Origin of the sequence: Mesorhizobium sp. M0037, assembly GCF_040323635.1 — a bacterium.
Classification (GTDB): domain Bacteria; phylum Pseudomonadota; class Alphaproteobacteria; order Rhizobiales; family Rhizobiaceae; genus Mesorhizobium.
The window spans coordinates 140,903-166,915 of the sequence record NZ_JAMYVB010000005.1; the positions used below are offsets into that span (position 1 = coordinate 140,903).

Below are 26,013 nucleotides of genomic sequence, written 5' to 3' on the forward strand. Positions count from 1 at the left end.
CCTACGGATTGACGTTTCGGCGTCCCCGGCGAGACCAGAACTCACGCCACAGCAGCAGTGCATAGGCGGTGTTGGTATCGTAGTAGCGGCGCCACAAGCGTCGCGGCTCCTGCGCCACGCGAAACAGCCACTCCAGGCCCGCCGCCTGAACCAGTTTCGGTGCCCGGGCGACCTTTCCACCATAGACGTCGAAGCTGCCGCCCACGCCCATGACGAAACTCGGAGCGAGTACGTCGCGATAGCGCTTGAGAAAGCGCTCCTTGCTCGGCGTCGGCATCGCCACAAACAGGCAGTCGGCACCTGAAGCGTTGATGGCCTCGACGATCGCGGCCTCTTCCTCCGCCTTGAAATACCCATTGCGCCGGCCGGCAATGGCCAGGCTCGGATGATCTCTGGCAAGTCGGCTTTCAACTGCGTCGAGAATGTGCTGTTCAGCGCCCAAAAGGTAGGGGCGATAGCCACGCTTGGCGCACAGCGCAAGCAGGTTGATCATGACGTCGACGCCGGTCACACGCTCCGGCAACTCGACGCCGCAGAGCCGCGCGCCCCAAAGCACGCCTTTGCCGTCGACATTGACCATATCCGCCCCGACGACATCCTCGCGCAGTTCGGCATTCTTGCGCATGTTCACAAGCTTGGCGACGTTCACGACAACATGATGAAGCGGTCGCCGCGTCGCCATCGCCTCGTCTGCGATGGCCAGCGTCTCGGCCATGGTCAGCGCATGGATGGTCGCACCGAGAAACTCGCGGCGGCGTGATGCCAATAGGGAGTGTTGCGCCCATGCCGGGTCATGCGAGTTCATGCCGCTTCTCCGGTGCGAGCGAGAGACTGCGAGCGTTCCATTTCGGATTTCTTGCCTTCGATGCGGGCGTCGGGCTTGCGCGCCTTGCGCCAGGTCCACAGGCCCCGTGTGTCGACGAGCTTCTTGTCCTTGAGCGCTTCGGGATCGATCAGATTGAATTGTCGATGGTCGACCAGCAGGACGACGATATCGGATTGGTCAATAGCGGAAAGTGCATCGGTGAACATGACGCCGCTGCCCTCGAGCTCGTGTGGCAACTGACGCGCATTGGGCTCGGCAGCGACGATCTTGATATTGGGAATCTTGGACAGAAGCTTAACAACCTCGACAGCCGGGCTCTCGCGCATATCGTCGATATTGGGTTTGAAGCTGAGGCCAAGACAGGCGATCGTCTGCTTGCGGGTCGGGTCGAGCAATGCCTCGATGTCCCTGACCACCGACAAGGGTCGCTCGGAATTGATGCGCCGTGCCGAACTGATCAGCCGCGTATTGTTCGGTGCGGCGTCGATGATAAAATACGGATCGATCGCAATGCAGTGGCCGCCCACGCCCGGGCTCGGCTGCAGGATGTTCACGCGAGGATGCCGGTTGGCGAGATCGATTACCTCCCAGACGTTGAGCGACAGATCCTGGCACACCGCCGCAAGCTCATTGGCGAAGGCGATATTGACATCGCGGAACGCATTTTCGGTCAGCTTAACCAGTTCCGCGCTTTCGGCCTGGGTTATGAACAGGTCGCCGGCGACGAAGCTTGAATAGAGTGCCGCTGTCCGCTCCGAAGACTTTCGGGACAGCCCGCCGATCGAGCGATCATTGTTGATCAGTTCGGTCAGCACCTTTCCCGGCAGCACGCGCTCGGGAGAGTAGGCGACCAGGACGTCAGCTTCCTCGCCATGTGCGACGGGAAATTTGAGATCGGGTCGCAGTTCCGCGAGCAGCGCTGTCATGACACGCGTCGTACCGACCGGCGATGTTGATTCCAGCACCACCAGGTCGTCCCGTTTTAGCACCGGAGCGATGCTTCGCGCTGCCGCAAGCACGTAGCTGACATCCGGCTTGCGGTCCGGGGTGATCGGAGTTGGAACGGCGATAATATAGGCATCGGCCGGCTGAGGCGTACTGAATGCCTTGAGCTTGCCATTGGCGACGACTTTCTGGATCAAACCATCCAGGTCCGGTTCGATGATGTGGATTTCGCCGCGGTTGACCTTCGCGACCACCGCCTCGTTGATATCGACACCGATGACATCGAGTCCGCGGCTGGCAAAAATGGCACAGGTCGGCAGGCCGATATAGCCCATGCCGATAACGGAAACGGTTTTGATTTCAGCCATGATTCAGCAATTCCTCAACGATCCGGCTCGCAGCTTGGCCATTGCCGTATGGATTGTGCCTCTCCGCCATGCCGCGATAGACGCTCTCATCATCGAGCAGGCTATTGGCATTGGCCAGAATTTTTTCGATATCGGTGCCGACCAGCCGGGCAGTACCAGCGGCGATCCCTTCGGGTCGCTCCGTGTTTTCCCGCATCACCAGCACCGGCTTGCCGAGTGAAGGCGCCTCTTCCTGCACGCCGCCGCTGTCGGTCAACACCAGGTAGCTCTGTTTCTGCAGGTACAGGAACGGCAAATAGTCCTGCGGGTCGATCAGGTGGATGTTCGGCACCGTCCCGATTTCGGCCTCGACCACGGAGCGCACATTCGGGTTGGGATGGACCGGGTAGATGATCTGCACATCCCTGCGCGCCGACAATGCCTTCAGCGCGGTGCAGATTCTCTGGATGCCGCCATCGAAATTCTCACGGCGATGACCGGTGACGAGTATCATTTTCTTGGTCGGATCGATGAAGGGGAAACGAGCGGCGAGCTTGGCGTTCATCAGCTTGTCGGCATCGATCTCGCTGGAGAAATGCAGCAGCGTGTCGATCACGGTATTGCCGGTTACGAAGATGGTGTTCGCAGCCTTTCCTTCGGCGATGAGATTGTCGCGCGCCTCGGTGGTCGGCGCAAAATGCCAGGTGGCGATGTTGCCGGCAATCTTGCGGTTCAGTTCCTCCGGAAAGGGAGAGTTGATGTTGTGGCTGCGCAATCCCGCCTCGATATGGGCAACCGGAATCCGCTTGTAGAAGGCAGCTAGAGCCGCGGTCATCGCGGTGGTTGTGTCGCCCTGGACGACGACGATGTCCGGCTTCGCCTTCTCCAGCACCCCCGCCATTCCGAGGAGCACGCGCGAGGTCACGTCGAACAACGTCTGACCTGGCTGCATGATGTTGAGATCGTAGTGCACCGGCAGGCCCGTTAGTTCAATGACCTGATTGACCATCTCGCGATGCTGGCCCGTCACACATATTTCCGTGGTGAAGCCTGGATGGGCGAGCGCGGCCCGCGCCACCGGAAAACATTTGAGCGCCTCCGGCCTCGTGCCGAACACGATCAGCAGTTTTCGCCTTGAGGGCAAGTTCGGATGTGAAACGGCGTTCATGGTTGACCCTGGTCACCGAAAGCGTGGGCGCCCGGCTGACATGTGCTTTCAGCCTAACAATAGCGCCCTGAACCGCCTTCGTATTCAAAAAAATTAACGTATGATTAACGCTAGAGTCCGCAGCCCCCCTTGGGCAACCCTTGCCAGGAACTGTGGGGAAAGATACCAGAGCAAAGCCATTTTTTGCTTTAACGAGAATAACTTGGGTTGACTAATATTTTAATCATCGGCCACGCCGTCGCATCCCGGCGCTGGGAAAATGAGCTTTTCATGCGGTTGGGTGCGGCAGGTTATGAGGTCTCGAGTTGCCACGCGCCGGCGCCGGCGCCAACCGCTCGGGGGCTGGACACTGTCTTGGCGATCGAGAGCCGGCGTTTCGGTCCCTCGCTGGCGGGCCAGTCCGAGCCGTTGCCGCCCATCGATCGCGGCCCTCCGGACCTCGTCATAGATCTCACTGCCAGGGCAACGGGGCAAGACGCGCCAGTCCTGAGGCTCGAATTTTGCGGTCGCAACAGCTTTCCAGCCGGCGTTGCCGCAATGTTGGCGAGCGGACAATTGCCTGAACTTGGCGCTCGCCTCGATGGCGTTGTCGTGGCCCAGGCTAGACCGATGCTGGCAGACAGGCTCTGGCTATCTCGAAGCTGCAACGATCTGCTCGCCGGCGCCATGTCGCTGATCATGCAAACCGTCGCCCGCTTCTTTGCGGGCAAGCTTGTGCCGGTAAGCGACAACCCGGTGCCGATCCTGAAGAACGACAGTTTTGTTCGACACTATGTGCCCTTTTTTGGCAGGGCTTTGATCGATCGCGCCGTGCAAAAAATCAGGCGGGGACGACGCCCCTTCTATTGGCAGGTTGCCTATCGGGTGATCGACGGACCAGGCATCGCCGAAACCGGGCAACTCGACGGCAAACCGTTCACAGTCCTGCCGGACGATGGCCAACGCTTCTATGCCGACCCGTTCGTCTTCGAGGCCGACCGCCGCCATCATCTGTTTGTCGAGGAATTCCCCTACGCGACGAGTCGCGGCGTGATTTCCGTCGCCGAGCTCGGTGACGATGGCACTTTCGGTGTTCCAAGTGTTGTATTGGAGGAAGCGCACCACCTGTCGTATCCGCAGGTGTTCGCACACGATGGCGAGATTTTCATGATCCCCGAAAGTGGTTCGGCTCGCGAACTTGTGCTCTATCGCGCGGCGCAGTTTCCCGACCGCTGGGTCCGCGACACGGTGCTGATGACGGACAGGGATTTCAACGACGCGACGCTGCTCGAATCCGACGGTCGCTTCTGGCTGGTTGGAACGGAGCGGTTCGGCTACGGCAGCGCGTCGGACACGATGGCGGTCTATTGCGCGCCCTCGCTGCGCGGGCCATGGGTCGCCCATCCGCTCAATCCCATTGCCGTCGATCATTCGGCCACCCGGCCGGGCGGCGCCTTTATCCGCCAGGACGATGCCCTGGTGCTGCCGGTGCAGAACGGATCGAGGGCCTATGGCGGTGGTCTGGGGCTGATGCAGCTTGAGCGACTCGACGCGTCCGATGTCCGCTTCGCCTCGCCCCGGCCGATCGGCGCGGGTCCGGCATGGGCACGCACGGGCATTCATACGCTTAACCGCGCCGGCAATGTCGAGGTCGTGGACAGCGCGGGCTGACTGAAGCGCTGAAAGCCGTGACCGTCCCGTTGCGTGGCCTGCTTATTTGTTCTCCGTGGCAATATGAGGAAGCGGTGTGTTTCTCGTCTTCCTTTTGCCGTTCAGGGTCTGAAGAATCGGCTTCTCGATCATCTCGTAAATCACCAGACTGACGAGGCAGGCTGCCACGATGCTGACCACCGACACCAACAATACCGTTGTCGGATGCTCGTATCCGACGGTGCGTCTGGCCAGGTACGCCACAGCGCCGATCACGAAGATATGCGACAGATAAAGCGCGTAGGAAGCGTCGCCCAACTGCTCGAGAAGGCTCCAGTGCTTGAGTTTCGGCTCCAGAATGAGGCTGAGATGAAGTAGGCCCGCCGCCCACATTGCTTGTCCCGCGAAGCTGACCTGACCCAAGAGCGGCGTACCGTCATCGACGAATGAAAGCACCCCGCCCGCAGCGGTCATTACGCCGAATATCCAAGCATGGCGTATGTCGGAAGTGAAATCACCGTCCAAATAGCGCCGCCCTATCCACATACCGATGACGAATGCCACCGGAGAAGGGTTGAGATAGAACTGGATAACAGGGTTGGTGGGAGCCAGCCACAGCCCGGCTATCCACATCGCAATGAAAAAGACCGTCAGCACAAATACGCGCGAGGTCACGGACAGGAATGCGAACACCGCAAAAGCGATATAGAAAAATACCTCGTAATTGAGCGTCCAGCCGAGTGAGAGTATTGGACTGGCGCTATCCCGTCCAGGCGCTTCGTGAACAATGAAGAGGAGCGACTGAAGATAGTGGGGCCACGTAAAGACGGTCTTCTGGAAGAGACTTGGCGCGAGCGCCGCCAGAACCGCGGCGAGGCTGGTGAAAAGCCAGTAAAGGGGGATGATCCGGATTGCTCGGCGTTTCAGGAAGGTGGCAGCGGAAAACGGACCATCTCCCGTAATATGGACCATTATGAAACCGCTGATGACAAAGAACAGAACGACGCCCAGCCGGCCCGCCGTCACAATAATCAGATTGTCCACGCCAATCTGATAGGAAAAGGCGTGTGCGAACAGAACCAGCAAGGCGGCGCAGGCGCGAAGATACTGAATCGAATAGAACTTCTTCACCTTGATCTCCTGCGCTTTGCCGGCGCCTGATGCCATTGTGCCGTCCACAGGCAGCGCGTCGGGCGCCGTGCAAAGCATCGCCATCAATACGACCGGCCAATTAAGTGTGGGTTACCGACTTCATGAAATAGCCCATGCCGGGCATCGCCACTGTTAAGATCGGGTTATCCATATTCCTTTACGTTCTTGCAGGAAAATGTACCCGGGGGTGCGTTCGTCCCCTGCCATCTCAATCGCAAGCCGCAACGCTGGTCAGATAATCGTGAGTGTCACCCCCACAGAGCAACAGTTCGTGACCGCGCAGGCCAGCCGCCAAGACGCCCTCACACTCCTGTTCTTTCTCCTCGCGGCCTTCGCTTTCCTGCTCCGCTCGACCATCTCTCCGCAATTGATGAATATGGTGATGTCCTATTCGACGGAGGGGGGGTCGTTTCCCGAAAAGCTGCATATCGGGACCTATGCCATCTTTCTGCTGCTTGTCGTCATCGCCACGACCCGGCCAATTCGGCTCGAAGGCGATGAAGTCAGGCTGTTCAAGGCGACATTGTTATATTCGCTGCTGCTGTTGTGGCTGGTGCCTTATCTCTTCGTGATAGGCCGTGCCGGCTCGGCCGGCTTCATAATCGATTCCTATCTGGTCTCTTGTGCCGCGGCGATGATCATGCTTGCCCTGGGTGACCATGTGCGCAGGGCGCTTGGCAATGTCATCGTCGGTATGATTGTCCTCAGCGCCATCATCGGAACGATCGAGGCCGTCACCCAGCATCGATTCCTGCCCTATCCCCTCGTTGAGCTGGACTTTCGGCCGATCGGACTGTCGGCCCATCCGCTGGCGCTGGGCGCGCTTTGCACCACCGCCATAGGTTTCGTTGCATTGACGCGGTGGCGTATCTGGGTGTGCGCGCTTTGCATCTTCATTCTCTTCATCGGCACGGCCGCTTCGGGCGCGCGCACCGCCCTGCTGCTCGCTTGCGGCGAGATCCTGTTCCTGCTCGTGTTCCTGCCTTGGCCGGACTTGTCACCCAGACATCAACGCCAGGCCAAACTCCTGGTGCTGATGCTGACGCTGGCCGGTGGCGCCATACTGATTGCGATACTCTTTTCGGCGGGGCTGCTGAACCGCTTCAGCAACACGCTCTTTGATCAAAATTACGACGCGCGCGTCAAGATCTACGATGTATTCAAGTTCGTTGAATGGAGGGACATCCTGCTTGGCATGAATCCCAACGAGTTGTTGAAGATCGTCAACGAAAAGCTCAACCTCCCCTTCATCGAAAGCACGCCGGTCGTTCTTACGCTTTTGTTCGGCCTGCCGATCGCCCTGCTCTTCGCGTTTGCTTTCTTCCGGTTCCTTTTCAAGCTCCTGCGCAATACGCCTCGGGCCGCCCATATCGCAGCGGCCGCGTCCATTCTCGCGGCATTGTCAAACAATGCCCTCTCTTCGAAGGCGCCGGATATCATGCTGCTCGTCATCTTGTTGCTCGCTTATCGAAAGCCGGATGGGCGCCAAACCGGCACGCCCGTTCAAGGCCAACCAGCATCAACAGCGACATGACGCCAAAGCCCGTCCTTGTGGGTGCCCTCGCGACGACCTCTTGCATTTCCATTTGAAACGCCTGCACGCTTTGCCAGGCTACGACGGGCGTGGCAGAATACCGACCAAGGGTGGATAGATCGCTGTTCCAGAACGCGCCTGACACGCCTGGAAAATGAAATATTAACGATGTTTCCGTAAAGCAGGCTGTGCGTATTGAATATTAAAGGGTTAGCATGATGTCCGCCGCTTCCGGTCCTCCTCCAACCGCGGCCGCCGCCGGCATTAGCCCCTATGAACGGATCGAAAATGCGCGGCGCGCCAGCAGGCCAAAGCCGCAACAAACCGCGCCGATCATGGCACATGCGGCGGCACCCGCTGTAACGTCGGCCCCTGTGTCGCCTGCACCCGTGGCGCCGCCTGTAGCCGAGCCCGTCACGACGGTGACGCTCAACAAGATCGGAACCTTTCTCGAACTCGATTTCGGGCGTCTGTTTGTCTGGCTGCGCGCCGGCCTCGCTCTGGTATGCCTGCTGGCAATCGTCGGCGGGATCATCGGCGGTGCCTACGCTCTGCTGAGCAAGCAGCGCTACACCGTGACCACGGACATCCTCATCAATCCCGCCAATCTTCAGGTTGTTCCGAATGATCTTTACCCGCAATCGGCCCAGGTCGATGGACAGCTGCTCAGCGCGCGCAGCAAAGAGCGCATCTTGACCTCGGGCAGCGTGCTTTCACGTGTTGTAGACGATCTTGACCTGGCCAGTGACCCGGAGTTCTTCGACGCGGACCGTAGCCGCACAGGGACGGACGGCGCCAAACCCGATCCGAAGCTTACCGCCCTGAAGAACCTGGCGGAACGGGTTAGCAGCATCGCGGATGAAAAGTCGTTTGTCACGACCTTGATGGTATCGGCGGAAACCCCCGCTAAGGCGATCCTGATTTCGCAGGATATCGTCAAGACTTTCCAGGAAGAGCTGGCCAGCGCCGAGGCTTCCGGCGCCAGCCGTGCCGCGGCCGCGCTGGACGGGCGGCTGGGCCAGCTCAAGAGCGATGTGCAGGCGGCTGAAGAGAAGGTCGAGGCCTATAGGCGCAGCCACAATCTGGCCACCAGCAATGGGCAGCTTGTTTCCTCGCAAACCATGACCCAGCTCAACGGCCAGATCGTGGAGACGCAATCGCGCGTCATCGCCGCGCAGGCAAGTTACGACGCCCTGCTTGCCGCCGGCGCAAACGGCACCAATTCCGGTCCCGCCACGTCGGAAGCGCTTGTGGCGCTGCGCGCAACGGCCAATGGCCTGCGCCAGCAGATCGATTCGCAGTCGATGACCTTTGGCCCCCGTCATCCGTCGATCGTCAGGCTGAAGACGGAGTACAACACGGTCAGCGCGCAACTCAGCGCCGAATACGCGCGCACCCTGCGCCTGGCGAAGGTCAATCTCGATGCCGCCAAAACCTCGTCGGCCTCCCTCAATGCCAAGATGAATGACTTGAAGGGCAACGTGTTCTCGGATAGCGATTCCGAGGTCGCCTTGCGTGAGCTTGAACGTGACGCCGCGTCGAAGACGGCTATCTATGAGAGCTTCCTGTCGCGCGCACGCCAGATAACCGAGCGCGAACAGATCGACAGCACCAATGTGCAGGTAATTTCAACCGCAGTGCCGCCAAAGGGCCGTTCATGGCCCCCGCGCACCGTCGTGATGATCGGCCTGGGGGCCATTGGCGGCATCATCCTTGGCATGTTGCTCGCCATTACCCTGGGTATCGTGCGCGACATGCGTCTTCCGCCGAACCGCCCGGACGTCATTGCCAGCCGCGCCTGAAATGGCGAAGCGGATTGTCTTTCACATTGCCAGCCTCAGGGGCGGCGGCGCCGAGCGCGTGTTCGTCCTGATGGCGAACGAACTGGCATCGCGCGGCCACAACGTCACGCTTTTTACCTGGAACGCGCAGGGGCCCAATGCCGCCCTGCTTTCGCCTGCCGTGCATCTGGTCGATTTCGGCCTCCCCATTCGCGGCGAGGGTTATGGCAAGTGGGCGACATTGAAAGGCATCGTGCGAAGCGCGGGCCTGCTTGGCCGCGTTTCTCCCGACGCGATCTACAGCGCCCCGGAATTCGCCAATCTGGTCGTGGCGCTGGCGCTTTGCCTCGCGCGAAGCAAGGCGCGGTTCTTCCCGAGTTTCCACGCCGCCGCCTCACTGCCTTCCGGCACCCTTGGCGCGAAAATGGCGGTCTGGCTTTCGGCCCTGGTTGCGGCCCGTGCCGACAGGGCCATCGCGGTTTCTGAGGGCGTCGGCGGCGATCTTGTGGCCCGAGGCTTCCCGAAATCCAAGGTCGTGGTCATCAACAACCCGCTGCCGCCGGCTGCGGCATCCCAGCAACGCTCCTACGCCTGGCAGGCAGAGCTCGCGGCGCTGGGCGACGGCCCCGTCATCATCACCGCCGGACGCCTGGTGCCGGTTAAGGATCATTGGACGTTGCTGCGGGCCTTCGCTGTGCTGCGCGCCGGCCGCCGGGCTCGGCTTGTCATCTTCGGCGAGGGTCCGCTGGCCGACGAGCTGCGCGCCTATGCCGAAGAATCCGGTATCGGCGCAGACGTTCTGTTTGCGGGCTATGTCAATGATCTGGCGGCCTGCTACGCCGTAGCTGACTTGTTCGTCCTATCATCGACCAGCGAGGGCTTCGGCAATGTTCTGGTCGAGGCCATGGCAGCGGGGATTCCGGTGGTCTCCACGGACGCGCCGCACGGCCCGCGCGAAATACTTGATGACGGCCGCGTCGGCGCCCTGGTGCCGGTCGGCGATGCCGGGGCTCTGGCAGTGGCGATGGCCGGAATGCTCGACCAGCCGACAACCGCCGCGATCCTGAAAAGCAGGGCGGCGGATTTCGAAATTGAAAAGATCGGAGACCGGTACGAGGCGTTGCTCTGAATTAGCGCATGGATCGGCTTGCGGCAGCACAGGAATTCGCCATTGATGGGACAGGACGCCGCCAACATAGGCCGGTTACTCCCAATCCAATCATGATCTTTAACATCAATTTACCCGGAGTTGGTAACAACAGGGAACCCGCGTTTTATCCTCAGGATAGGGATTTTCCTTGCCGCAGCATCACAGCCTTCCTGCCGGCCGTGCAAACGATCGCAATTGGCCGCGATTGCACCGCTTCATGCGGGTTGAGCTGGAACTCGCGCCTGACGTCCTGGTGCCGCGAGCCGAAACGGAACTGCTTGGCCGGACGGCCGCGGCCATTCTTGGCGAACAGGCGCACGAAACGATCCTGATCGACATGTGCTGCGGCAGCGGCAATCTTGCCGTGGGCATCGTCAGCGAATGTCCTCGGGCTCGGGCATGGGCGGCGGACCTGACCGACAGCACGGTTTCGCTTGCCCGCCGTAATGTTGTGCGCCTCGCCCTGCAGGACAGGATCAAGGTCCGGCAAGGCGACCTATTTGCCGCGATCGAGGGTGACGGCCTCCACGGCGCTGCCGACATGGTTTTGTGCAACCCGCCCTATATTTCCTCATCCCGTCTCGATAGCGAAAGCGCGCATCTGTTGGAGAACGAACCTCGGGAAGCTTTCGACGGCGGCCCTTACGGTATTTCGATCCTCCAAAGGCTGGTCCGGGATGCCGCAGCTTTCCTCAAGCCAGGCGGATGGCTGCAATTTGAGTTCGGCGAAGGTCAAGATCGGCAGATAGCAACCCTTTTATCGAGAACGAAATCCTACGAAACCCCAACCTTTGCCGTGACGGCCGACGGCCAGCCCCGTGTCGCCATGGCGCGCAAACATGGTGGCCGGGTTCCCGGAACCGGGAGCCCGGCGTGAGCGTCGTCCGCGCCCTCGATCAGGCCGACCTTGCGGCCGTCGCGGGCATGTTTCAACGCATGCTGCGCAAGAAGCGGGGGCCAGCGCCGGCCTCCCTCGTCGATTACATGAGGCGGTTTTATCTGGAGGCACCCGACTGGGGCAGCGGGCTCCGTTCGCTTGTCCATGTCAATGACGCCGGCCAGGTTTCCGGGTTCGTCGGCGTTCATGCGCTGCCAATGAAATTCAACGGCCGGCAGCTCTACGCTGCCATCTGCAGCTCGCTGATGGTCGAGGATCACGAGACCGATCCGATGGCCGGTGCCCGCCTGTTGAAGGCCTTCCTCGATGGTCCGCAGGACATCTCCTTCAGCGAAACCGCCAATGATACGTCCGTGAAACTGTGGACGCGGCTTCGCGGCGTTGTGCTGCCGCAATACAGCCTTGACTGGGTTCGCGTGATGCGGCCGGCGACCTTCATGCTCAGCCTTTTTGCCAGTCACATGAAGCTTGCCTGGATGTTAAACCCGCTCGCCCGGATGGTCGACCGGCTCTACCTTCGCAAAATGGAGGGCGGTCAACGACGCTGGACCGGCGTCGTCGCCAACGCATCGAGCCGGGGGGCATTTCGGACCTCCGAGATCGACAGCGGCAGCTTTGCGGGGCTGCTGGAGCCGCTTTGCGCCCAGTTTCCGCTACGTCCGCAGTGGGCGGAAGGTCAGCTCAACCATATTCTGGGCGATGCGGCGCAAAAGCCGGATTTCGGAGAGCTTGTCTGCGTGTCGGTGGCATCGCCGAACGGCGCCAATGTCGGCGCTTTCGCCTACTACGCTCGACCGGACGGGATCGGCCGCGTGCTGCAGGTCCTCGCTCTTCCCGGCCAGGCCGGGCCGGTGATCGATTGCCTGGTCGAGCATGCCGCCCGGCGCGGTGTCTCCGGCTTGCGCGGCCGCGTCCAGCCCGCACTTCTGGAGGCCATGCTTGTAAGACGCATAGCCTTCATACCGGTCGCCTCGACCGTCGTGCATTCACGCGATCCCGAGCTTCTGGATGCCATGAAGAACGCGCAGGTCTTTCTGAACGGGCTTGCGGGCGAGCAGTGGAGCCAGTTGATCGGCGGCCGCTTCACCTGAAGCGTTCCGCCTAGAGCAATTCCAGGAAAAAGGTGCGCGGTCCATCCGGAATCGCGTAAAACAAGAGCTTAGAGCGCCTCGCATGAAATCGGGTTCATGCGATGCGCTCTAGGTTTTTCTTTGATGCATGTCGTATCGCAAACCGGATCACTTTTGCTCGATATGCATCAGGTCAGGAGCCGACTTCGTCCACGCCGTCAACGAGCTGCGGGCGCAGGTGCAGATAGCGCGTTGCCTTTCGCTTGGCGGCGATGTCGGCCCAGACGCGTTCGATCTGTGAGGCGGCCAATCCCGCCGCTTGCCCTACCACCTCGGCGGACACGCCGTTGTTGAGGCCGTAGAGACACAGATCCATCCGATCGTAAGGCAGGGAGAAGTAGAATTCTTCCTGCGTCTGCGCCAGCGAGTAGGTGTCGGTGGTCGGCGGCCGGTTGCGGACCTCTTCCGGAATGCCGAGATAGGCGGCTAGCGCATAGACCTGCGTCTTGTAGAGATGCGCGATCGGCTTAACGTCGGCGGCGCCGTCGCCGTTCTTGACGAAGAACCCCTGGTCGTATTCCAGCCGGTTCGGTGTGCCGAGCACGGCGAAGTTCAGCCGGTCGGCATGATAATATTCGAGCTGCTTGCGGGTGCGCTGCTTCATGTTGGTGGCGGCAACGATGCCGAGATAGACCGCCACCGGCATCCGCAGTTTCGTCTGCTTGCCTTGCGGGTCCTGCACCACCAGCGACGAGATGTTGTAGCCCTCGCCTTCGAGCACGTTCGCGATCACGATCTTTGAGGCCCAGCCCTTGCCATAGTCCGGGACCATTTCGCGGATGAAGGCGTCGCGGCGTTCATAGCAGCCCATTGCCCGCAGGGTCGGCCCGATATCCTCCACAACGGCCTCGACGCCGAAAGTGTCGGCGACCAGATGGCCGAGCCGCAGGCTTTCGGGGTCGGAATCGCTTTCCGGCATGAGCACGCACAGCACATTCTGGTGGCCGACGGCCCGCGCGGCCAATGCAGCCGAAACGCTGGAATCTATACCGCCCGAAAGACCGAGCACGAGGCCGCGCTTGCGAATGCCGCGCAACTGCTCGCGCAGGGCCGCCACGATCCTGTCCGTTTCGGCGGCGGGATCGATGACCAGGGCTTGCGTGAAGGCCGGCGCATCCTGGGTTGAGCCGATGTTCATTGCTCGGCCTCCATCATCTCAGCCGCGAGCCGGCGGCTGACCTTGCCCGACTCCGTCTTCGGTAATTCGCTGCGGAACTCTATGATTTTGGGGACCATGAAATCCTCCAGGTGGCGCGCGCAGTGACGAATGATGTCCTTTCCGCCAAGCGCCGGATCGGACCGCACGACGAGCGCGCCAATCGCATGCCCCAGCACCGGATCCGGCACGCCGACGACCACCGCTTCCGCGATACCTGGATGGGCGTGGAGCACTGCCTCCACTTCCTTGGGGGCGACCTTCTCGCCACGCGTCTTGATGATATCGTCCTTACGCCCGACAAAATAGAGAAAGCCGTCCTCGTCGGTCTGGAACAGGTCGCCCGTATAGAGCACCTTTTCCCAAGGGTTAGGCCCCGGCCGGAGCGCTCGTTCCGTCGCGGCCTGGTTGCGCCAATAGCCCTGCATGACGTGCGGACCGCGGATAACGAGCTCACCTGCCACGCCCGCCGGCACGCGTTGTCCAAGGTTGTCGACGACAAAGGCTTCCGTGTTGGGGATGGCTATGCCGACCGACCCTGGCCGGCGGTCAAGTTCCTCGGGTGGCAAATAGGTGCAGCGCTTGCATTCGGTCAGCCCATACATCGAATAGATCCGGACGCCGGGCAGCAGCGAGCGCAGGCGTTCTATGTGGGCTGGCGGCAAGGCGGCCGCGGTGTTGGAAATATAGCGGAGGCTGGGCAGGAAACCCGGCGCCAGATCACGCATCTGCAGGATCATCGCCGCCATGGTAGGCACCAGCGGAAGGCCGGTGACGCCCTCTTTGCGGATGCGTTCGAAGATCTCGTGCGGGAAGGCGAAGGACTTCTCGAGCACCAGCGTGGCCCCGAGCCTGACTGCCATCAGCAACTGGTAGAGGCCATAGTCGAAGGCAAGCGGGAGGACGTTCAGGATGATGTCGTCCGGCGCGTTGCGCAGATAGGTGGCGATCGACCCCGCGGCAGCGTCGCAATTGCGATGCGTCATCATCACACCCTTGGGCCGGCCGGTCGAACCTGACGTGTAGATCAGCATCGCAAGGTCGACGTCGATGCCGCGATGGTTCACCTCCGCGCCATCGAACGTCAGGCAGTCAGTCAGGGACGCGGCCCCTGCCGGGCATTGCCCATCGGCCCCAGGGGTGGAAGCCACGAAGATGCCGGTCTTGCCTTGCGATGCGCAGGCTTCGGTGACCACGGGCACCAGCTTCGCCTGCGTCAGGACCGCCCTGGCGTCGCAATCGGCGATGACGTAACCGAGCTTGTCGGCCTTTGTGGAGGGGTTGATCGGACTGAAGGTCGCACCTGCCTTGAGTGCGGCAAAGATCGATACGGCGGCCTCCCAGCAATTGTCCATGAAGATCAGGACGCGGTCGTCGCGCCTGATCCCATTCATGAAGAGAGCGGTGGCCAGCCGGCTCGAAAGGTCGTCGAGTTCTTCGTAGCTCAGCCTTTTGCCCCTGGTGACCAATGCCGTCTTGGCCGGGTGGGCAGCAGCCTTCGCCACCAGAAAATGCTCGATCCGCACGGGACGTTCCTCGCCGTTGGCGCTTACGCTGCCAGCGTTTGTGCTCTCGCCTCGATGAAGGACGAGATGCGGTCAAGCGAGTCCAGGTTGGTCGGAACGATGTCGGCATCCACCATCGCGATGCCGAAATTGTCCTCGATGAAGGCCACCAGCTCAAGCACCGCAGTCGAGTCGATAATGTCGTTCTCGATCAGCGAGGCTGAATCCGACAGTTTGTAGGAGGTGTCGCCGAACAGGAAGTTGTCGACGATAAAGCTTCTGACCCTGTCCTTGATTGCCGTCATCGTGTCTTTCCTTTTCCTCGCCGTCTCAGGCCGCTCTTGCCGCGCCGACCGCTTGGCCGGCGAAATTCTTCTGCCACAGCTGCGTCGACAGAATGCCGACGAAGGCGGCGTTGTCGCGAAATCCGGTCGCGGTCTCCATGCGGCATTTCTCGTGGAGCTTGGCCACCGCCTTGGCGTTGAACAGGCCGCCGGCGGTAATGCTCGCCTCGCCCAGGCAGTCACGAACATAGTCTAGTTCCTCCGCCCCGACGAAGGAGCGGGCCTCCGGGGCGCGGTAAGGTTGCTTGGTGCGTTTACCGATCGCCGCCGGAAGGTGGTGCCTGGCCACCTTGCGCAATATGTGCTTCTCCATCAAGCCTTTCAGTTTCATCTCCGGCGGAAGTCTTGCCGCGAACTCTACCACGCGATGATCCAGGAAAGGAAACCGCCCTTCGATGCCGTGCGCCATGGCCATCCGATCGCCTTGGCTGGAGAGGATGTAGCCGGGCAGGAGGAAGCGGGTTTCGAGATATTGCGCCTGATGCAGCGGATGCCATAGGGAAAACGCCTCGGGTAGGCGGCTGGTCAGCTCTTCAGCTGCGTCATAACCCTTCAACGTCGCGCGCAGGTCGCCGGAAAAGAAGATTTTCGCCGCCGCCGTGGTCTTGAAGCGTGGCCGATGCGAGAACAGCGGATCGTCGAGGGCAGCGTTGCTGGTGCCGAAGAAGGCAGCCAGATACTCCACCGATTGCTGTTGCAGGCCCGGCAGATACGGGTAAAGCCGGCGGAACAGCTGCGGCCTCATGCGCGATGTGGGCTGCCGCCCGCAGAACCGGCGGACACGCGCCTCCTTGAAGACGTCGTAACCGGCGAAGACCTCGTCGGCGCCTTCACCCGTCAGCACCACCTTCAGGCCGGCCTGGCGAACCAGGGCGGACAATTTGTAGAGTGGCGCTGGCGCCGTGCGGATAATCGGCCGCTCGGCAAAGCGGATGACCTCAGGAAAGACGCTGGCGATATCGCGGGCGCCGCATTCTATGGCGTGGTGGCGCGTGCCGAGCGCCGAGGCCATTTCGGTCTGAAAGGCGCTTTCGTCATGCTCGGCGCTGTCGAAGGTTACGGAAAATGTCTCCAGTCTCCGAGGAGTCATGCCGGCGGCAAGCGCCGAAACGAGCGACGAATCGAGCCCTCCGGAAAGATAGGAACCGACCGGCACGTCGGCCCGCATGCGAAGCCTCACCGCATCGGTCAGAAGGGCTTGCAACTCCTCTGCCGCGTGGTCCTCGTTCGTGATCTTCGACGGCTCATCACGATGCGGATAGTCCAGGTGCCAGTATCGTCTGACCGTGACCTGCCCCTGCGTCGCGATCATCACACTTGCCGGTTCCAACTCGTGGATATTGCGGAACGCCGTGCGCGGAGCGATCGGCGCCCACAGCGTAAAGATCTGATCCAGCGCAATCGGATCAATTTCAGCGGAGACGCCCGGGACCTTCAACAGGGCTTTGATCTCCGAGGCAAAGTAAAGCACCCCGTCATTACTTGTGTAGAAGAGCGGCCGGACACCCATCCGGTCTCGTGCAAGCACCATTCGTCGCTGCCGATTGTCCCATATCGCCAAGGCGAAATCACCGTTCAGGAGAGACAAGCAGTCTTCGCCCATCTCCTCATAGAGCTGAAGGATGACCTCTGTGTCGCTCGACGTCCGAAAGTGTCGGCCCTTGGCGATCAGCCCTTCGCGCAGTTCTATGTAGTTGAAAATCTCACCGTTGAACGCAATCGTCAAATTGCCGGCCTCGTCGGACATCGGTTGCTGGCCATCGCCGATGCCGATCACCGACAGCCGCGCATGCCCGAGCCCGGCATCGGGTGCTACGAATTTCCCTTGCTCATCCGGCCCACGATGGGCAATTGCGGCTACCATGTGCGTGAGCAAAGCTTCCGCATCCCGGATTGACCCGAAATAACCCCCGAATCCACACATCCCTTGAACTCATATTGAACGCTAAGGAACGGAACATAACCTCGATAGTGGCATCTGAGGTTAATCCGATATTTTCACCGAGCATGTGGTTAACAAGAAGTTTGCCACGATGTGGTCTTCGTGGCTAGGACGCGATGGCTCTCCTTCACCTCGCGGTTGCGGCCGTAATAGCCGGAACGATAGCCCAGGCTCGCTCTAGGCCTTTTTTCCGGGTTGGCATGGCTGGACACGGGCAGCTAAGGCTGGAAATGTGATTGCACGTCTTCGCTGCCGGGGGGCTGGCCGGAGGACGAGGAGGATGGCGCTGAATTTCGAATATATTGCCGGCCATCCGGCGCTGCACCGTCATGTCGAGGCGCAGTCGAAGGCGCTGCTGCATATCTATGAAACGAGCCCACGCCTGGCCGCCGTGTTCGCCACGCAACAGCGCTGGTTGCTGGCTCACACCGGCCTAGCCCTGCATTTCGCCCGCGACCCGCGCGATCCCCGCACGGAACTGACACTGGCCCGCTTCATCGATGCCGTGCTTCACTATTCCGTCGCCAGCCGCAACACGGCCGAAGCCTTCATCAAGGAGATGCTGTACTATCACATCATCGAATACCTGCCGCACACCGGTGATGGACGAGCCCATCCCTTTCAGGTGACGGCAGCGACGCTGAAGGAATTCGATGGCTGGGTGGTTGCGCATCTGCGCACGCTCGACGGTCTCGACGGCGGCGACCGCCTCGCCGCCTTTCTCGAGCAGCACGGCATGATTGCCAGGCTGCAGCCGCTGGTGGCGGAAGGCCTGCTCTCCTCCAACCCTGTGCGTGAGCCCAAGCAGACGTTTTCGCTGTTCATCTGGCTCAACAATGGCGGCATCGTCATGGATTGGCTGATGTCCGGCATCGATCCCGACAATGCCGGCCTCGACCGGATCCCGACCAGCGTGGTTTCGATCGGCGAATTCGCCAGTTGGCTAAAACTCTCGCGCACCCATCTTGCGCGCAAATTGCGCGACGCCGAAAAGCTCGGCAGCGTCGGCTGGCTAGGCCAGCGCGGGCATTCGGTGATGTGGGTGTCGAACAGCTTCTACCAGGAATACATGACCGTCCAGGCCGCCAAGCTTGCCGTTATCGATGCCGCGTTCGAAGCCTGCCGACCGGCGTCGCCGCACGCTGGCTGAACGTTCGGCGCAGACGCTGTTGCGCAGCCGGTCGTGCCGACCGCGAGGACCCGTCCGGGCGCATGGCCGAGGTGGCCTTTCCGCCGTCGGGATACGGACATCTGGACAGCGGGGGCGAAGCCTGAAAGCGGAACGATCCGCGCGAGCGGCAGCGATCCGCCCGAGGGGTTCGGGTGGATCAACTGGTCAAAAGCCGGGCGCAGCATCTCAATCGATGTCGAATGACACGCCCTGCGCCAGCGGCAGCGCCTTGGAATAGTTCACCGTGTTGGTGGCGCGGCGCATATAGGCCTTCCAGGCATCGGAGCCGCTCTCGCGGCCGCCGCCGGTTTCCTTCTCGCCGCCGAAGGCGCCGCCGATCTCGGCGCCCGACGTGCCGATGTTGACGTTGGCGATGCCGCAATCCGAACCATCGACGCCGAGGAAGCGCTCGGATTCCTGCAGGTCGCGGGTGAAGATCGACGACGACAGTCCGGCGCCGACCGCATTGTGCTCGTCGAGCACGGCATCGAAATCGGAATATTTCATCACATAGAGGATCGGCGCGAAGGTTTCTTCGGTGACAGGAGCCACCTGCTTCGGCATTTCGACCAGCGCCGGATGCACGTAATAGGCATCGGGATGGCCATTCTCGACCCGCGAACCGCCGGTCAGCTTGCCGCCGTGAGCGGTGGCTTCCTTGAGCGCCTTCTGCATGGCGTCGAAGGCCGCCTTGTCGATCAGCGGCCCGACGAGCGAAGACGTCTCCAGCGGATTGCCGACCGAGACGCTCTCATAGGCCTTCTTCAGCCGCGGCAGCAGCGCGTCATAGACGCTGTCATGCACGAACAGGCGCCGCAGCGTCGTGCAGCGCTGGCCGGCGGTGCCCATGGCGCCAAAGGCGATGGCGCGCAGCGCCATGTCGAGATCGGCGGTCGGGCAGACGATGCCGGCATTGTTGCCGCCGAGTTCGAGCACGGCGCGGGCAAAGCGCTTGGCCAGACGCGGGCCGACATGCCGGCCCATGCGGGTCGAGCCGGTGGCAGAAACCAGCGCCACCTTCGGGTGGTCGACCAGGATCTCGCCGACGGAGCGGTCGCCAATCAGCACCGGTGCCAGGCCCTGCGGCGCATCCGCGCCGAAGCGCTTGACCGCGCCGGCAAAAATCGCCTCGCAGGCGAGCGCCGTCAGCGGCGTCTTTTCCGAAGGCTTCCACACCACGGCGTCGCCGCAGACCAGCGCCAGCGCCGCGTTCCACGACCACACCGCGACCGGGAAATTGAAGGCCGAAATGACGCCGACGACGCCGAGCGGATGCCAGGTCTCCATCATGCGATGTCCCGGACGCTCGGTGGCGATGGTTAGACCGTAGAGCTGGCGGGAAAGGCCGACGGCGAAATCGCAGATGTCGATCATTTCCTGGACTTCGCCGAGGCCTTCCGACGGGATCTTGCCGACCTCGATCGACACCAGCCGGCCAAGCTCGGTTTTGTGCGCGCGCAACTCCTCGCCGAGCAGCCGCACCAGTTCGCCGCGCCGGGGACCCGGCACCATCCGCCAGGCCTGGAACGCCGTGTGCGCGGCATCGATGGTCTTGGCCGCATCGGCCGGCGAAATCGTCTTCAGCGCCGCGATCTGTTCACCCGTCACCGGGCTGCGCACGACGAGGTCGCCGCCGGTCAGCGCGTCCTTGGCCACACCCAGTTTCGCCAGAAGTTCGGCCGTTTCCTTCGCTATCGTCATTTTTATCCCTTTCAGATCCGCTCGCCATCATAGGGCGGCGGTCGAGCCTTGGCGCCATTATCGCCCGCATGCCGCGGGCGCTGTCATGGCGTGCCATTACTCGTTTCAGGGGAAAATCGCCACCCCGGCATGGTCCAAGCCGGGATTGCACGATTGAGCCAGAGGAGGAACAGGCTTAGTGCGCTGTCTTCGCCGGCGCCTTCACGGCTCCGTCCCGCATCAGCCGGTCGATATGCATGCGGATATGGGCGGCTTCCGCTGCCGTGTTGGCCAACGCAATGGCGCGATCGAAGGCGACACGCGCCTCTTCGCCACGGCCGAGCTGCATCAACAGACCGCCCTTGAGGCCGAAGAAGTGGAAATAGCCGGACAGCCTCTCGCCAAGCGGCTCGATCATGGCAAGGGCAGCTTCCGGCCCGCGCACCTTGGCGACCGCAACGGCACGGTTCAGCGTCACCACCGGCGAAGGTTGCATCGCCTCCAGCAGGCTGTAGAGCAGGTCGATCTCTGTCCAGTCGGTCTCCTCGGGGGTTGCCGCCCGCGCATGAAGGGCGGCGATCGCCGCCTGCACCTGGTAGGGTCCGGGCTTCTGGTGGCGCAGGGCCTTGTCGACCAGCGCCAGGCCTTCGTCGATCATCTTGCGGCTCCACAGCGAGCGGTCCTGGTCGTCGAGCAGCACGATCTCGCCATTCTCGTCGAAGCGGGCCGGCGCGCGCGCATGCTGCAGCAAAAGCAATGCCGTCAGGCCCATGATCTCCGGCTCGGTCTGGAACAGCCGCAGCAACAGGCGCGCCAGCCGGATCGCCTCCTCGCAAAGCGGCGCACGCGCCGGCGCCTCGCCGCTGTTGGTGGAATAACCTTCGTTGAAGATCAGATAGACCATGGCGGCAACGGCGCCGAGCCGCTCCGAGCGCTCGACCGCGCCGGGCGTCTCGAACGGCACGCCGGCATCGGCAATGCGCGCCTTGGCGCGCGTGATGCGCTGTTCCATGGCGCTTTCGCCGACCAGGAACGCACGCGCGATCTGCTTGACGGTGAGACCGGAGACGATGCGCAGCGCCACCGCGATCTGCTGCGTAGGCGGCAGATCCGGATGGCAGCAGATGAACAAGAGCCGCAATATGTCATCGCGGTAGTGCGCGCCGTCCAGCCGTTCGGCGATATCGCTCTCGGCATCTTCCAGGTCCGAGATCTGGTCCTCTTCCGGCATCGGCGCCTGCTTGGCGCGCTTGCGCACCGCGTCGATGCCGGTGTTGCGGCCGACAAAGATCAGCCAGGCCGCAGGATCGCGCGGCGGCCCGTTCTGCGGCCAGTTCTTGAGTGCCCTCAGGCACGCGTCCTGGAAAGCTTCCTCCGCCGTATCGAGATTGCGGAAATAGCGCAGCAGCGCACCCATAGCCTGCGGGCGGGCAGCGCTGATCGCCGAGCTTATCCAGGCGAGGTCTGTCATGTGGCTACTCTGGTTGGGTTGAAGACGGAAACCGGTCGGATCTCATAGGATCCGCCGCTGGGATTGACCTCGGAAAGCTCGCGCGCGAAGTCGACGGCTTCGTCGAGATCGGCGCATTCCAGCGTGTAGAAGCCGAGGAACTGTTCCTTGGTCTCGGCAAACGGGCCGTCGATGACGACCGATTCGCCCTTGACCTTGCGCAGCGTCGTCGCGGCGGTGGTGGGCAAAAGCCGCGCCACCGGCCCAAGCCGGCCGGCTTGAGCGTATTTTTCCTGCACATGCATGAGCTTTGCCATGACCTCGTCATCCTGTGCCTTGCTCCAGGAGGAGACGACATCTTCGGAGGCATAGCAGAGGATAGCGTAGAGCATGGGACGTCCTTTTCTGTCTCAAAGGACGAAACAGTAGGGCCTATGCCGACATGGCGTCGACAAAAAAGTTACGCCATTTTTGTCAGCCTTCGCTTGCCTTCAACCATCTCAGCACAAGAGCCTCTTCATCATCGAGACCGTCTATCGATCGCTTGCGCTTGTTGGCCTCGGTCATTTCGCTAAGCAGCCGCCCTTCCACCCAGGCTTCGAAAACCTGTGGATGGATGTAGCATTTGCGGCAGACGGCGCGTGTGTTGCCGAGCCGCTCGGCCACCTTGTCGATGACGGCGTTCATTACACGCTTGGTCTGCGCCTGGCTTTCGGGAAGCTCCGTCCGCGCAAACAGCGACGCGGCATGGATGGTGCCGCCCCAGGTGCGGAAATGCTTGGAGCTGAAATTGGCGCCGATCGCGTCGCGGATATAGCGGTTGACATCGTCGGAGCGCACTCCATGCCTCTCGCCATCCTCGTCGAGATATTGGAACAGTTGCTGCCCCGGAATATCCTGCGCGCCGCGCACGACCCGGGCGATGCGGCGGTCGACCAGCTTCAATTTCCATTCCTTGCCGGACTTGCCCTTGAAGGCAAAGCGCAGGCTCGATCCCTTGATGTCGACGTGGCGGTCGCGTAGCGTCGTCAGCCCAAAGCTCTTGTTGTCGCGGGCATAGGCGGCATTGCCGACCCGGATCATCGTGTTGTCGAGCAGCCAGACAATTGCCGCCACGACGCGCTCGGCCGGCAGGCCACGGCGGCGCAGATCGGCATCGATCCGGCGGCGCAGCTCCGGCAGGCTTTCGGCAAAGGCGACAAGGCTGGAGTATTTGGCGCCGTCGCGCTCGGCGGCCCACAGCGGATGGTATCGGTACTGTTTGCGCCCGCGCTGGTCGCGGCCGGTCGCCTGGATGTGGCCGGCGGGATCGGGCGAGATCCACACATCCGTCCATGCCGGCGGAATGGCCAGCGCCTTGATGCGGGCAATGGCTGCCGCGCCGACGGCCTGTCCTTTCGCGCCCTTGTAGGAAAAGCCTTCGCCCGCCTTCAGGCGCCGGATCCCCGGCTCGCTGTCGCTGATATAGGTGAGCGAGGCCTGTTCGGCAGCGGTCTGCGCGCCGTTCTTCGGCGCTCCATCGTCCCCCCGTCCGGCAGCCGACCGGCCGGATGGCGTCCCAGATTTGTCAAGCATGCCCGCTCCACGAAATTTTTCTCGTAGATAAGCGCCAAGCCGACTGCTGGTTCCACCCCGTTGCTATGGAATGTGGTCGGGTCCACCAATGGTGGCACCAGCCGGCACGGCCATCCAGAGGCCGCCATCGTCGACGTGAGGCGGATGGTAGTCGCGCCCGGGCGGAATCTGTTCGAACACGGCCCCTGCCTCATCGGCAAGGTAGTCATAGCCCACATCCTGCAGGAGCCCCTTTGGATCAAGGTGGTGGTAGAGATTGCGGCGGGCGATCCGCCGCTTCGGCTCCATCATCTTTAAATGATAGAGGTTGAGCCCGCTGTTGCGGGCCTTGAAACCAAGATCGGGAGGATACCAGAGCCCGTGCAGGTCCTCTGGTCGGTACTTCGCCGGATCGTAGGCTCTGAACAGACGATACTGGAACTTTTCGGCCCACAGCCCGTCGACCCGGTACTCGGTCGGCGAATACAATTCGCGGAGCCGGAACCCCCAGGCCATGCGCCTGTAATCCCCCGTCAGCTGTCCGATCCGCTCCGCGGTACCGCGTTCCAGCCGCTCATCGGGATCAATAGCCAGGATCCAGTCGGCGGCAGCTTCATGCGCTGCGTCGAGTAAGATCCGCCGCCGCTGCGGCTCGCTGCTGAACACGCCGGTCGCCCCGCGATCGTCATAGGCAATCCAGCCGTCAACGACCGGATCGATATTGGTGATCAGATCGGCAACCAGATGCGCGTCATAACGATAGCTGAAAACTGCGACCGTTCTCTGGCGCGTCCAGAACAGTCGGCTCCGTCGCCAGCGTCGAGGCTTGATTTGGCTCGTTATCATTTTCTTGTTGCCGCTTTCACGCGATTTCGCACGCCAATATAGACACCCACGGATTTGACCAGCAGGGCAAGCCAGACAATTGGCATCGACATCATCGCGAAAGTTCGATCCCGATCGGAAAGCCCGATCTTCGCCAGCTTGCGGGCATTCCGCCGATCGCGAAACGTGTCGCGAAAACACCGAAACGGAGTGTTCAGGGCGGACGCTGCGAGGTAATCGCCGCGGCGACAGCCGCGCCTGTACTGATCGGCAAGCAATCTGGACAGCCGGGTTTCGTTGCGATGAACGGTTTGCACCTTAGGCTCCCACACCGGCTGCAGTTCCTGCGGCAGCCGCCCCAGGAATTCGGTGTCTTCGGCAGCAGGCATGGTTTCATCGAACAAGCCAAATTCATCGAACAGCCGCCGATCGAACGACACGCCGTAACGCAGCGCACGATCCGACGGCAGACCGGGAAGCCGTCGCATGAACATGATCAGATGAGCCGCACAGGCGATCAGATTGCGCGGATGGCTATTCACCATCGCGCTCGCCACGGCGCGGTCGCCAGCCAGATGCCGCTGCATCCGTGCCTCGGCCCAGCCCGAACAGGCGAGGCAATCATCGGCAAGAAAGGCAACGAAAGGCGCTTTGGTGGCCGCAATGCCGAGATTGCGGGCTGCGCCTACAAACAGCCTTCGACCGACCTCGATCACTGGCACCTTGACCCCGGCGCCGGTCAGCAGCGCCATGACCTCGCCTCCGCCCGAGTTGACCACCATGATCTCGAGCGGCTCATCCTGATCCAGCAGGGATGTCACCGCCTCGACGATTTGAGCCGGCGCGCGATAGCCGATGACAATGACGGCAAGCTGCGGCGGGGCTGATTCAGGCACGTTGCAACTGGACGCGCGGAGAGGAAAACCAGCGCCGCAGCGCCAGCTTCAGCTGGTAGCGCCTGCAGCGCCAGGTGTTCGACCGCACCTTCGGCGCCGCCGCCGCGATCCTCAGGAACCGCGCCGCCGTCTCCAGATCACCGCGCGCATAGTGAACCCGGGCGATCTTGAGGGCGACCAGCCCCTCCCTGGTCTTTAGCGACGACAGTGGGATGCCACAGTCAGTCAGCTCGCGCAGCGCCAGCCGCCAGTCGAGAAAGCGGCGCACCGGCCTGGTGATGAAGCGATCATCGGAACGCACTGCCGAAACGTGGTAGATCATGACGGGATGCACGATCAGGGCAAGCGACGCCCTGCCCATCAGCCTGGACCAGAACAGCGTGTCCTCGTCATAGGCAAGCCCGGTCGGGAAGCGCGTGTCGCCGACGACCCGCCGGGAAACCAGCGCACTGCCCACGGCGATCGAGCGAATGTGACCTTCCAGATAGGCCGAGGCATTGGCTATACCGTCTTCTATGTAGCCGGCTGGAAGCTTGAGGTTCCGGTTCTCGCCATCGGTGCGCCGACGGTAGGCGCCGATCACCATGTCGGCGGCCGGTTGCTCCCCCGCCCGGACCAGCATCGACCGCAGCCCGCCCTCCAGATGCAAGTCGTCGGCGTCGATCAGGTAGATCCAGGAGCATTGCGCCTGCGCCAGCGCCACATTGCGGGAGCCGCCCGCGTCCCGGCAGCTGCTCTTGAGCACGCGCAACGGCAACGAGAATTGCGTGGCGGCATTCAGCGCGGCTTCTGCCGTCCCGTCCGAGGAGGAATCGTCGACCAGCAGCACCTCGCCGATAACCTCGGCTTCGGAACGAAGCGAGGCCAGCGTGGCCGCAATGGTTGCCGCCGCATTGTGCGCCGGGATGATGACACTGATTGCCGTCAATA

Annotated in this window: 22 protein-coding genes; 7 read left to right on the top strand and 15 right to left on the bottom strand. The window is 62.0% G+C overall.

The window, feature by feature from the left end; genetic code table 11:
* Position 1: 1 nt before the first annotated feature.
* Genes NKJ78_RS10705 through wecB form a run of 3 tightly spaced genes read right to left on the bottom strand, consistent with a single transcriptional unit; the run spans position 2 to position 3,286 of the window.
* Entirely contained in the window at positions 2–805 is an 804-nt protein-coding gene (locus NKJ78_RS10705; RefSeq protein WP_023725122.1) for a WecB/TagA/CpsF family glycosyltransferase, read from the bottom strand.
* A complete protein-coding gene (wecC, locus tag NKJ78_RS10710) occupies positions 802–2,139 on the bottom strand; it encodes a UDP-N-acetyl-D-mannosamine dehydrogenase (protein WP_023686301.1) in 1,338 nt (445 codons plus the stop codon). Before wecC ends, NKJ78_RS10705 begins: the two co-directional genes overlap by 4 nt.
* The gene (gene wecB / locus NKJ78_RS10715) at positions 2,132–3,286 is read right to left on the bottom strand and encodes a non-hydrolyzing UDP-N-acetylglucosamine 2-epimerase (RefSeq protein ID WP_023686302.1); all 1,155 of its coding nucleotides are present in this window, start codon (positions 3,284–3,286) and stop codon (positions 2,132–2,134) included. The genes wecC and wecB overlap by 8 nt, the downstream gene beginning before the upstream one ends.
* Before the next feature lie 735 nt (positions 3,287–4,021).
* Here wecB and NKJ78_RS10720 point away from each other — a divergent pair.
* A complete protein-coding gene (locus NKJ78_RS10720; protein ID WP_352459814.1) occupies positions 4,022–4,936 on the top strand; it encodes a glucosamine inositolphosphorylceramide transferase family protein in 915 nt (304 codons plus the stop codon).
* A 42-nt stretch (positions 4,937–4,978) separates the two neighbouring features.
* Here NKJ78_RS10720 and NKJ78_RS10725 read toward each other — a convergent pair whose 3' ends face one another.
* Positions 4,979–6,082 (bottom strand): acyltransferase family protein, encoded by a 1,104-nt coding sequence (locus NKJ78_RS10725; protein ID WP_352459813.1) that lies wholly within the window; start codon positions 6,080–6,082, stop codon positions 4,979–4,981.
* A 256-nt stretch (positions 6,083–6,338) separates the two neighbouring features.
* Between NKJ78_RS10725 and NKJ78_RS10730 the strand changes: the two genes are divergently transcribed.
* The 5 genes from NKJ78_RS10730 to NKJ78_RS10750 all read left to right on the top strand — a co-directional run bounded on the left by NKJ78_RS10730 (position 6,339) and on the right by NKJ78_RS10750 (position 12,521).
* A complete protein-coding gene (locus NKJ78_RS10730; RefSeq protein ID WP_023703943.1) occupies positions 6,339–7,601 on the top strand; it encodes a VpsF family polysaccharide biosynthesis protein in 1,263 nt (420 codons plus the stop codon).
* A gap of 218 nt (positions 7,602–7,819) precedes the next feature.
* Entirely contained in the window at positions 7,820–9,403 is a 1,584-nt protein-coding gene (locus tag NKJ78_RS10735) for a GumC family protein (RefSeq protein ID WP_352459812.1), read from the top strand.
* A gap of 1 nt (position 9,404) precedes the next feature.
* Positions 9,405–10,511 carry a glycosyltransferase gene (locus tag NKJ78_RS10740; protein ID WP_352459811.1) on the top strand — a complete coding sequence of 369 codons (1,107 nt, stop codon included), beginning with the start codon at positions 9,405–9,407 and terminating at the stop codon, positions 10,509–10,511.
* A 169-nt stretch (positions 10,512–10,680) separates the two neighbouring features.
* A complete protein-coding gene (locus NKJ78_RS10745; RefSeq protein WP_502901622.1) occupies positions 10,681–11,409 on the top strand; it encodes a N5-glutamine methyltransferase family protein in 729 nt (242 codons plus the stop codon).
* Positions 11,406–12,521: a hypothetical protein gene (locus tag NKJ78_RS10750; RefSeq protein WP_023737702.1), complete on the top strand. Its 1,116-nt coding sequence runs from the start codon at positions 11,406–11,408 to the stop codon at positions 12,519–12,521. Before NKJ78_RS10745 ends, NKJ78_RS10750 begins: the two co-directional genes overlap by 4 nt.
* Positions 12,522–12,693: 172 nt before the next feature.
* Here the strand turns inward: NKJ78_RS10750 and nadE are convergent, their stop codons facing one another.
* From nadE to asnB, 4 genes are read right to left on the bottom strand one after another with little or no spacing between them, the layout of a single operon-like run.
* On the bottom strand, positions 12,694–13,698 hold the full coding sequence (gene nadE, locus NKJ78_RS10755; protein ID WP_023737701.1) for an NAD(+) synthase: 1,005 nt from the start codon (positions 13,696–13,698) through the stop codon (positions 12,694–12,696).
* Positions 13,695–15,242: a class I adenylate-forming enzyme family protein gene (locus NKJ78_RS10760; RefSeq protein WP_023737700.1), complete on the bottom strand. Its 1,548-nt coding sequence runs from the start codon at positions 15,240–15,242 to the stop codon at positions 13,695–13,697. The genes nadE and NKJ78_RS10760 overlap by 4 nt, the downstream gene beginning before the upstream one ends.
* A 23-nt stretch (positions 15,243–15,265) precedes the next feature.
* Positions 15,266–15,526 (bottom strand): acyl carrier protein, encoded by a 261-nt coding sequence (locus tag NKJ78_RS10765; RefSeq protein WP_023686311.1) that lies wholly within the window; start codon positions 15,524–15,526, stop codon positions 15,266–15,268.
* Between the two features lie 25 nt (positions 15,527–15,551).
* Complete coding sequence (asnB, locus tag NKJ78_RS10770; RefSeq protein WP_023737699.1) at positions 15,552–17,489, bottom strand: asparagine synthase (glutamine-hydrolyzing); 1,938 nt, start codon at positions 17,487–17,489, stop codon at positions 15,552–15,554.
* A 298-nt stretch (positions 17,490–17,787) separates the two neighbouring features.
* Between asnB and NKJ78_RS10775 the strand changes: the two genes are divergently transcribed.
* Complete coding sequence (locus NKJ78_RS10775) at positions 17,788–18,657, top strand: hypothetical protein (RefSeq protein ID WP_023737698.1); 870 nt, start codon at positions 17,788–17,790, stop codon at positions 18,655–18,657.
* A 207-nt stretch (positions 18,658–18,864) separates the two neighbouring features.
* Here NKJ78_RS10775 and amaB read toward each other — a convergent pair whose 3' ends face one another.
* The 7 genes from amaB to NKJ78_RS10810 all read right to left on the bottom strand — a co-directional run bounded on the left by amaB (position 18,865) and on the right by NKJ78_RS10810 (position 26,011).
* On the bottom strand, positions 18,865–20,379 hold the full coding sequence (gene amaB, locus NKJ78_RS10780; protein WP_023737697.1) for an L-piperidine-6-carboxylate dehydrogenase: 1,515 nt from the start codon (positions 20,377–20,379) through the stop codon (positions 18,865–18,867).
* 175 nt (positions 20,380–20,554) lie between these two features.
* On the bottom strand, positions 20,555–21,829 hold the full coding sequence (locus tag NKJ78_RS10785; RefSeq protein ID WP_023683451.1) for an RNA polymerase sigma factor: 1,275 nt from the start codon (positions 21,827–21,829) through the stop codon (positions 20,555–20,557).
* On the bottom strand, positions 21,826–22,200 hold the full coding sequence (locus tag NKJ78_RS10790) for a YciI family protein (protein ID WP_023671781.1): 375 nt from the start codon (positions 22,198–22,200) through the stop codon (positions 21,826–21,828). The genes NKJ78_RS10785 and NKJ78_RS10790 overlap by 4 nt, the downstream gene beginning before the upstream one ends.
* 82 nt (positions 22,201–22,282) lie before the next feature.
* Entirely contained in the window at positions 22,283–23,383 is a 1,101-nt protein-coding gene (locus NKJ78_RS10795; protein ID WP_023683452.1) for a DNA topoisomerase IB, read from the bottom strand.
* 63 nt (positions 23,384–23,446) lie between these two features.
* Complete coding sequence (locus NKJ78_RS10800; protein ID WP_023686315.1) at positions 23,447–24,208, bottom strand: hypothetical protein; 762 nt, start codon at positions 24,206–24,208, stop codon at positions 23,447–23,449.
* The gene (locus tag NKJ78_RS10805; RefSeq protein WP_023725134.1) at positions 24,205–25,083 is read right to left on the bottom strand and encodes a glycosyltransferase family 2 protein; all 879 of its coding nucleotides are present in this window, start codon (positions 25,081–25,083) and stop codon (positions 24,205–24,207) included. The genes NKJ78_RS10800 and NKJ78_RS10805 overlap by 4 nt, the downstream gene beginning before the upstream one ends.
* Positions 25,076–26,011: a glycosyltransferase family 2 protein gene (locus NKJ78_RS10810; protein WP_023686317.1), complete on the bottom strand. Its 936-nt coding sequence runs from the start codon at positions 26,009–26,011 to the stop codon at positions 25,076–25,078. The genes NKJ78_RS10805 and NKJ78_RS10810 overlap by 8 nt, the downstream gene beginning before the upstream one ends.
* Positions 26,012–26,013: the final 2 nt, after the last annotated feature.

What these genes read in the sequence shown, in the direction of transcription:
- NKJ78_RS10705 (WP_023725122.1), bottom strand. Translation starts at nt 805, where the DNA reads ATGAACTCGCATGACCCGGCATGGGCGCAACACTCCCTATTGGCATCA.
- NKJ78_RS10725 (WP_352459813.1), bottom strand. Translation starts at nt 6,082, where the DNA reads ATGGCATCAGGCGCCGGCAAAGCGCAGGAGATCAAGGTGAAGAAGTTC.
- wecC (WP_023686301.1), bottom strand. Translation starts at nt 2,139, where the DNA reads ATGGCTGAAATCAAAACCGTTTCCGTTATCGGCATGGGCTATATCGGC.
- asnB (WP_023737699.1), bottom strand. Translation starts at nt 17,489, where the DNA reads ATGTGTGGATTCGGGGGTTATTTCGGGTCAATCCGGGATGCGGAAGCT.
- amaB (WP_023737697.1), bottom strand. Translation starts at nt 20,379, where the DNA reads ATGACGATAGCGAAGGAAACGGCCGAACTTCTGGCGAAACTGGGTGTG.
- NKJ78_RS10790 (WP_023671781.1), bottom strand. Translation starts at nt 22,200, where the DNA reads ATGCTCTACGCTATCCTCTGCTATGCCTCCGAAGATGTCGTCTCCTCC.
- NKJ78_RS10800 (WP_023686315.1), bottom strand. Translation starts at nt 24,208, where the DNA reads ATGATAACGAGCCAAATCAAGCCTCGACGCTGGCGACGGAGCCGACTG.
- NKJ78_RS10765 (WP_023686311.1), bottom strand. Translation starts at nt 15,526, where the DNA reads ATGACGGCAATCAAGGACAGGGTCAGAAGCTTTATCGTCGACAACTTC.
- wecB (WP_023686302.1), bottom strand. Translation starts at nt 3,286, where the DNA reads ATGAACGCCGTTTCACATCCGAACTTGCCCTCAAGGCGAAAACTGCTG.
- NKJ78_RS10785 (WP_023683451.1), bottom strand. Translation starts at nt 21,829, where the DNA reads ATGACAGACCTCGCCTGGATAAGCTCGGCGATCAGCGCTGCCCGCCCG.
- NKJ78_RS10795 (WP_023683452.1), bottom strand. Translation starts at nt 23,383, where the DNA reads ATGCTTGACAAATCTGGGACGCCATCCGGCCGGTCGGCTGCCGGACGG.
- NKJ78_RS10735 (WP_352459812.1), top strand. Translation starts at nt 7,820, where the DNA reads ATGTCCGCCGCTTCCGGTCCTCCTCCAACCGCGGCCGCCGCCGGCATT.
- NKJ78_RS10775 (WP_023737698.1), top strand. Translation starts at nt 17,788, where the DNA reads ATGGCGCTGAATTTCGAATATATTGCCGGCCATCCGGCGCTGCACCGT.
- nadE (WP_023737701.1), bottom strand. Translation starts at nt 13,698, where the DNA reads ATGAACATCGGCTCAACCCAGGATGCGCCGGCCTTCACGCAAGCCCTG.
- NKJ78_RS10740 (WP_352459811.1), top strand. Translation starts at nt 9,405, where the DNA reads ATGGCGAAGCGGATTGTCTTTCACATTGCCAGCCTCAGGGGCGGCGGC.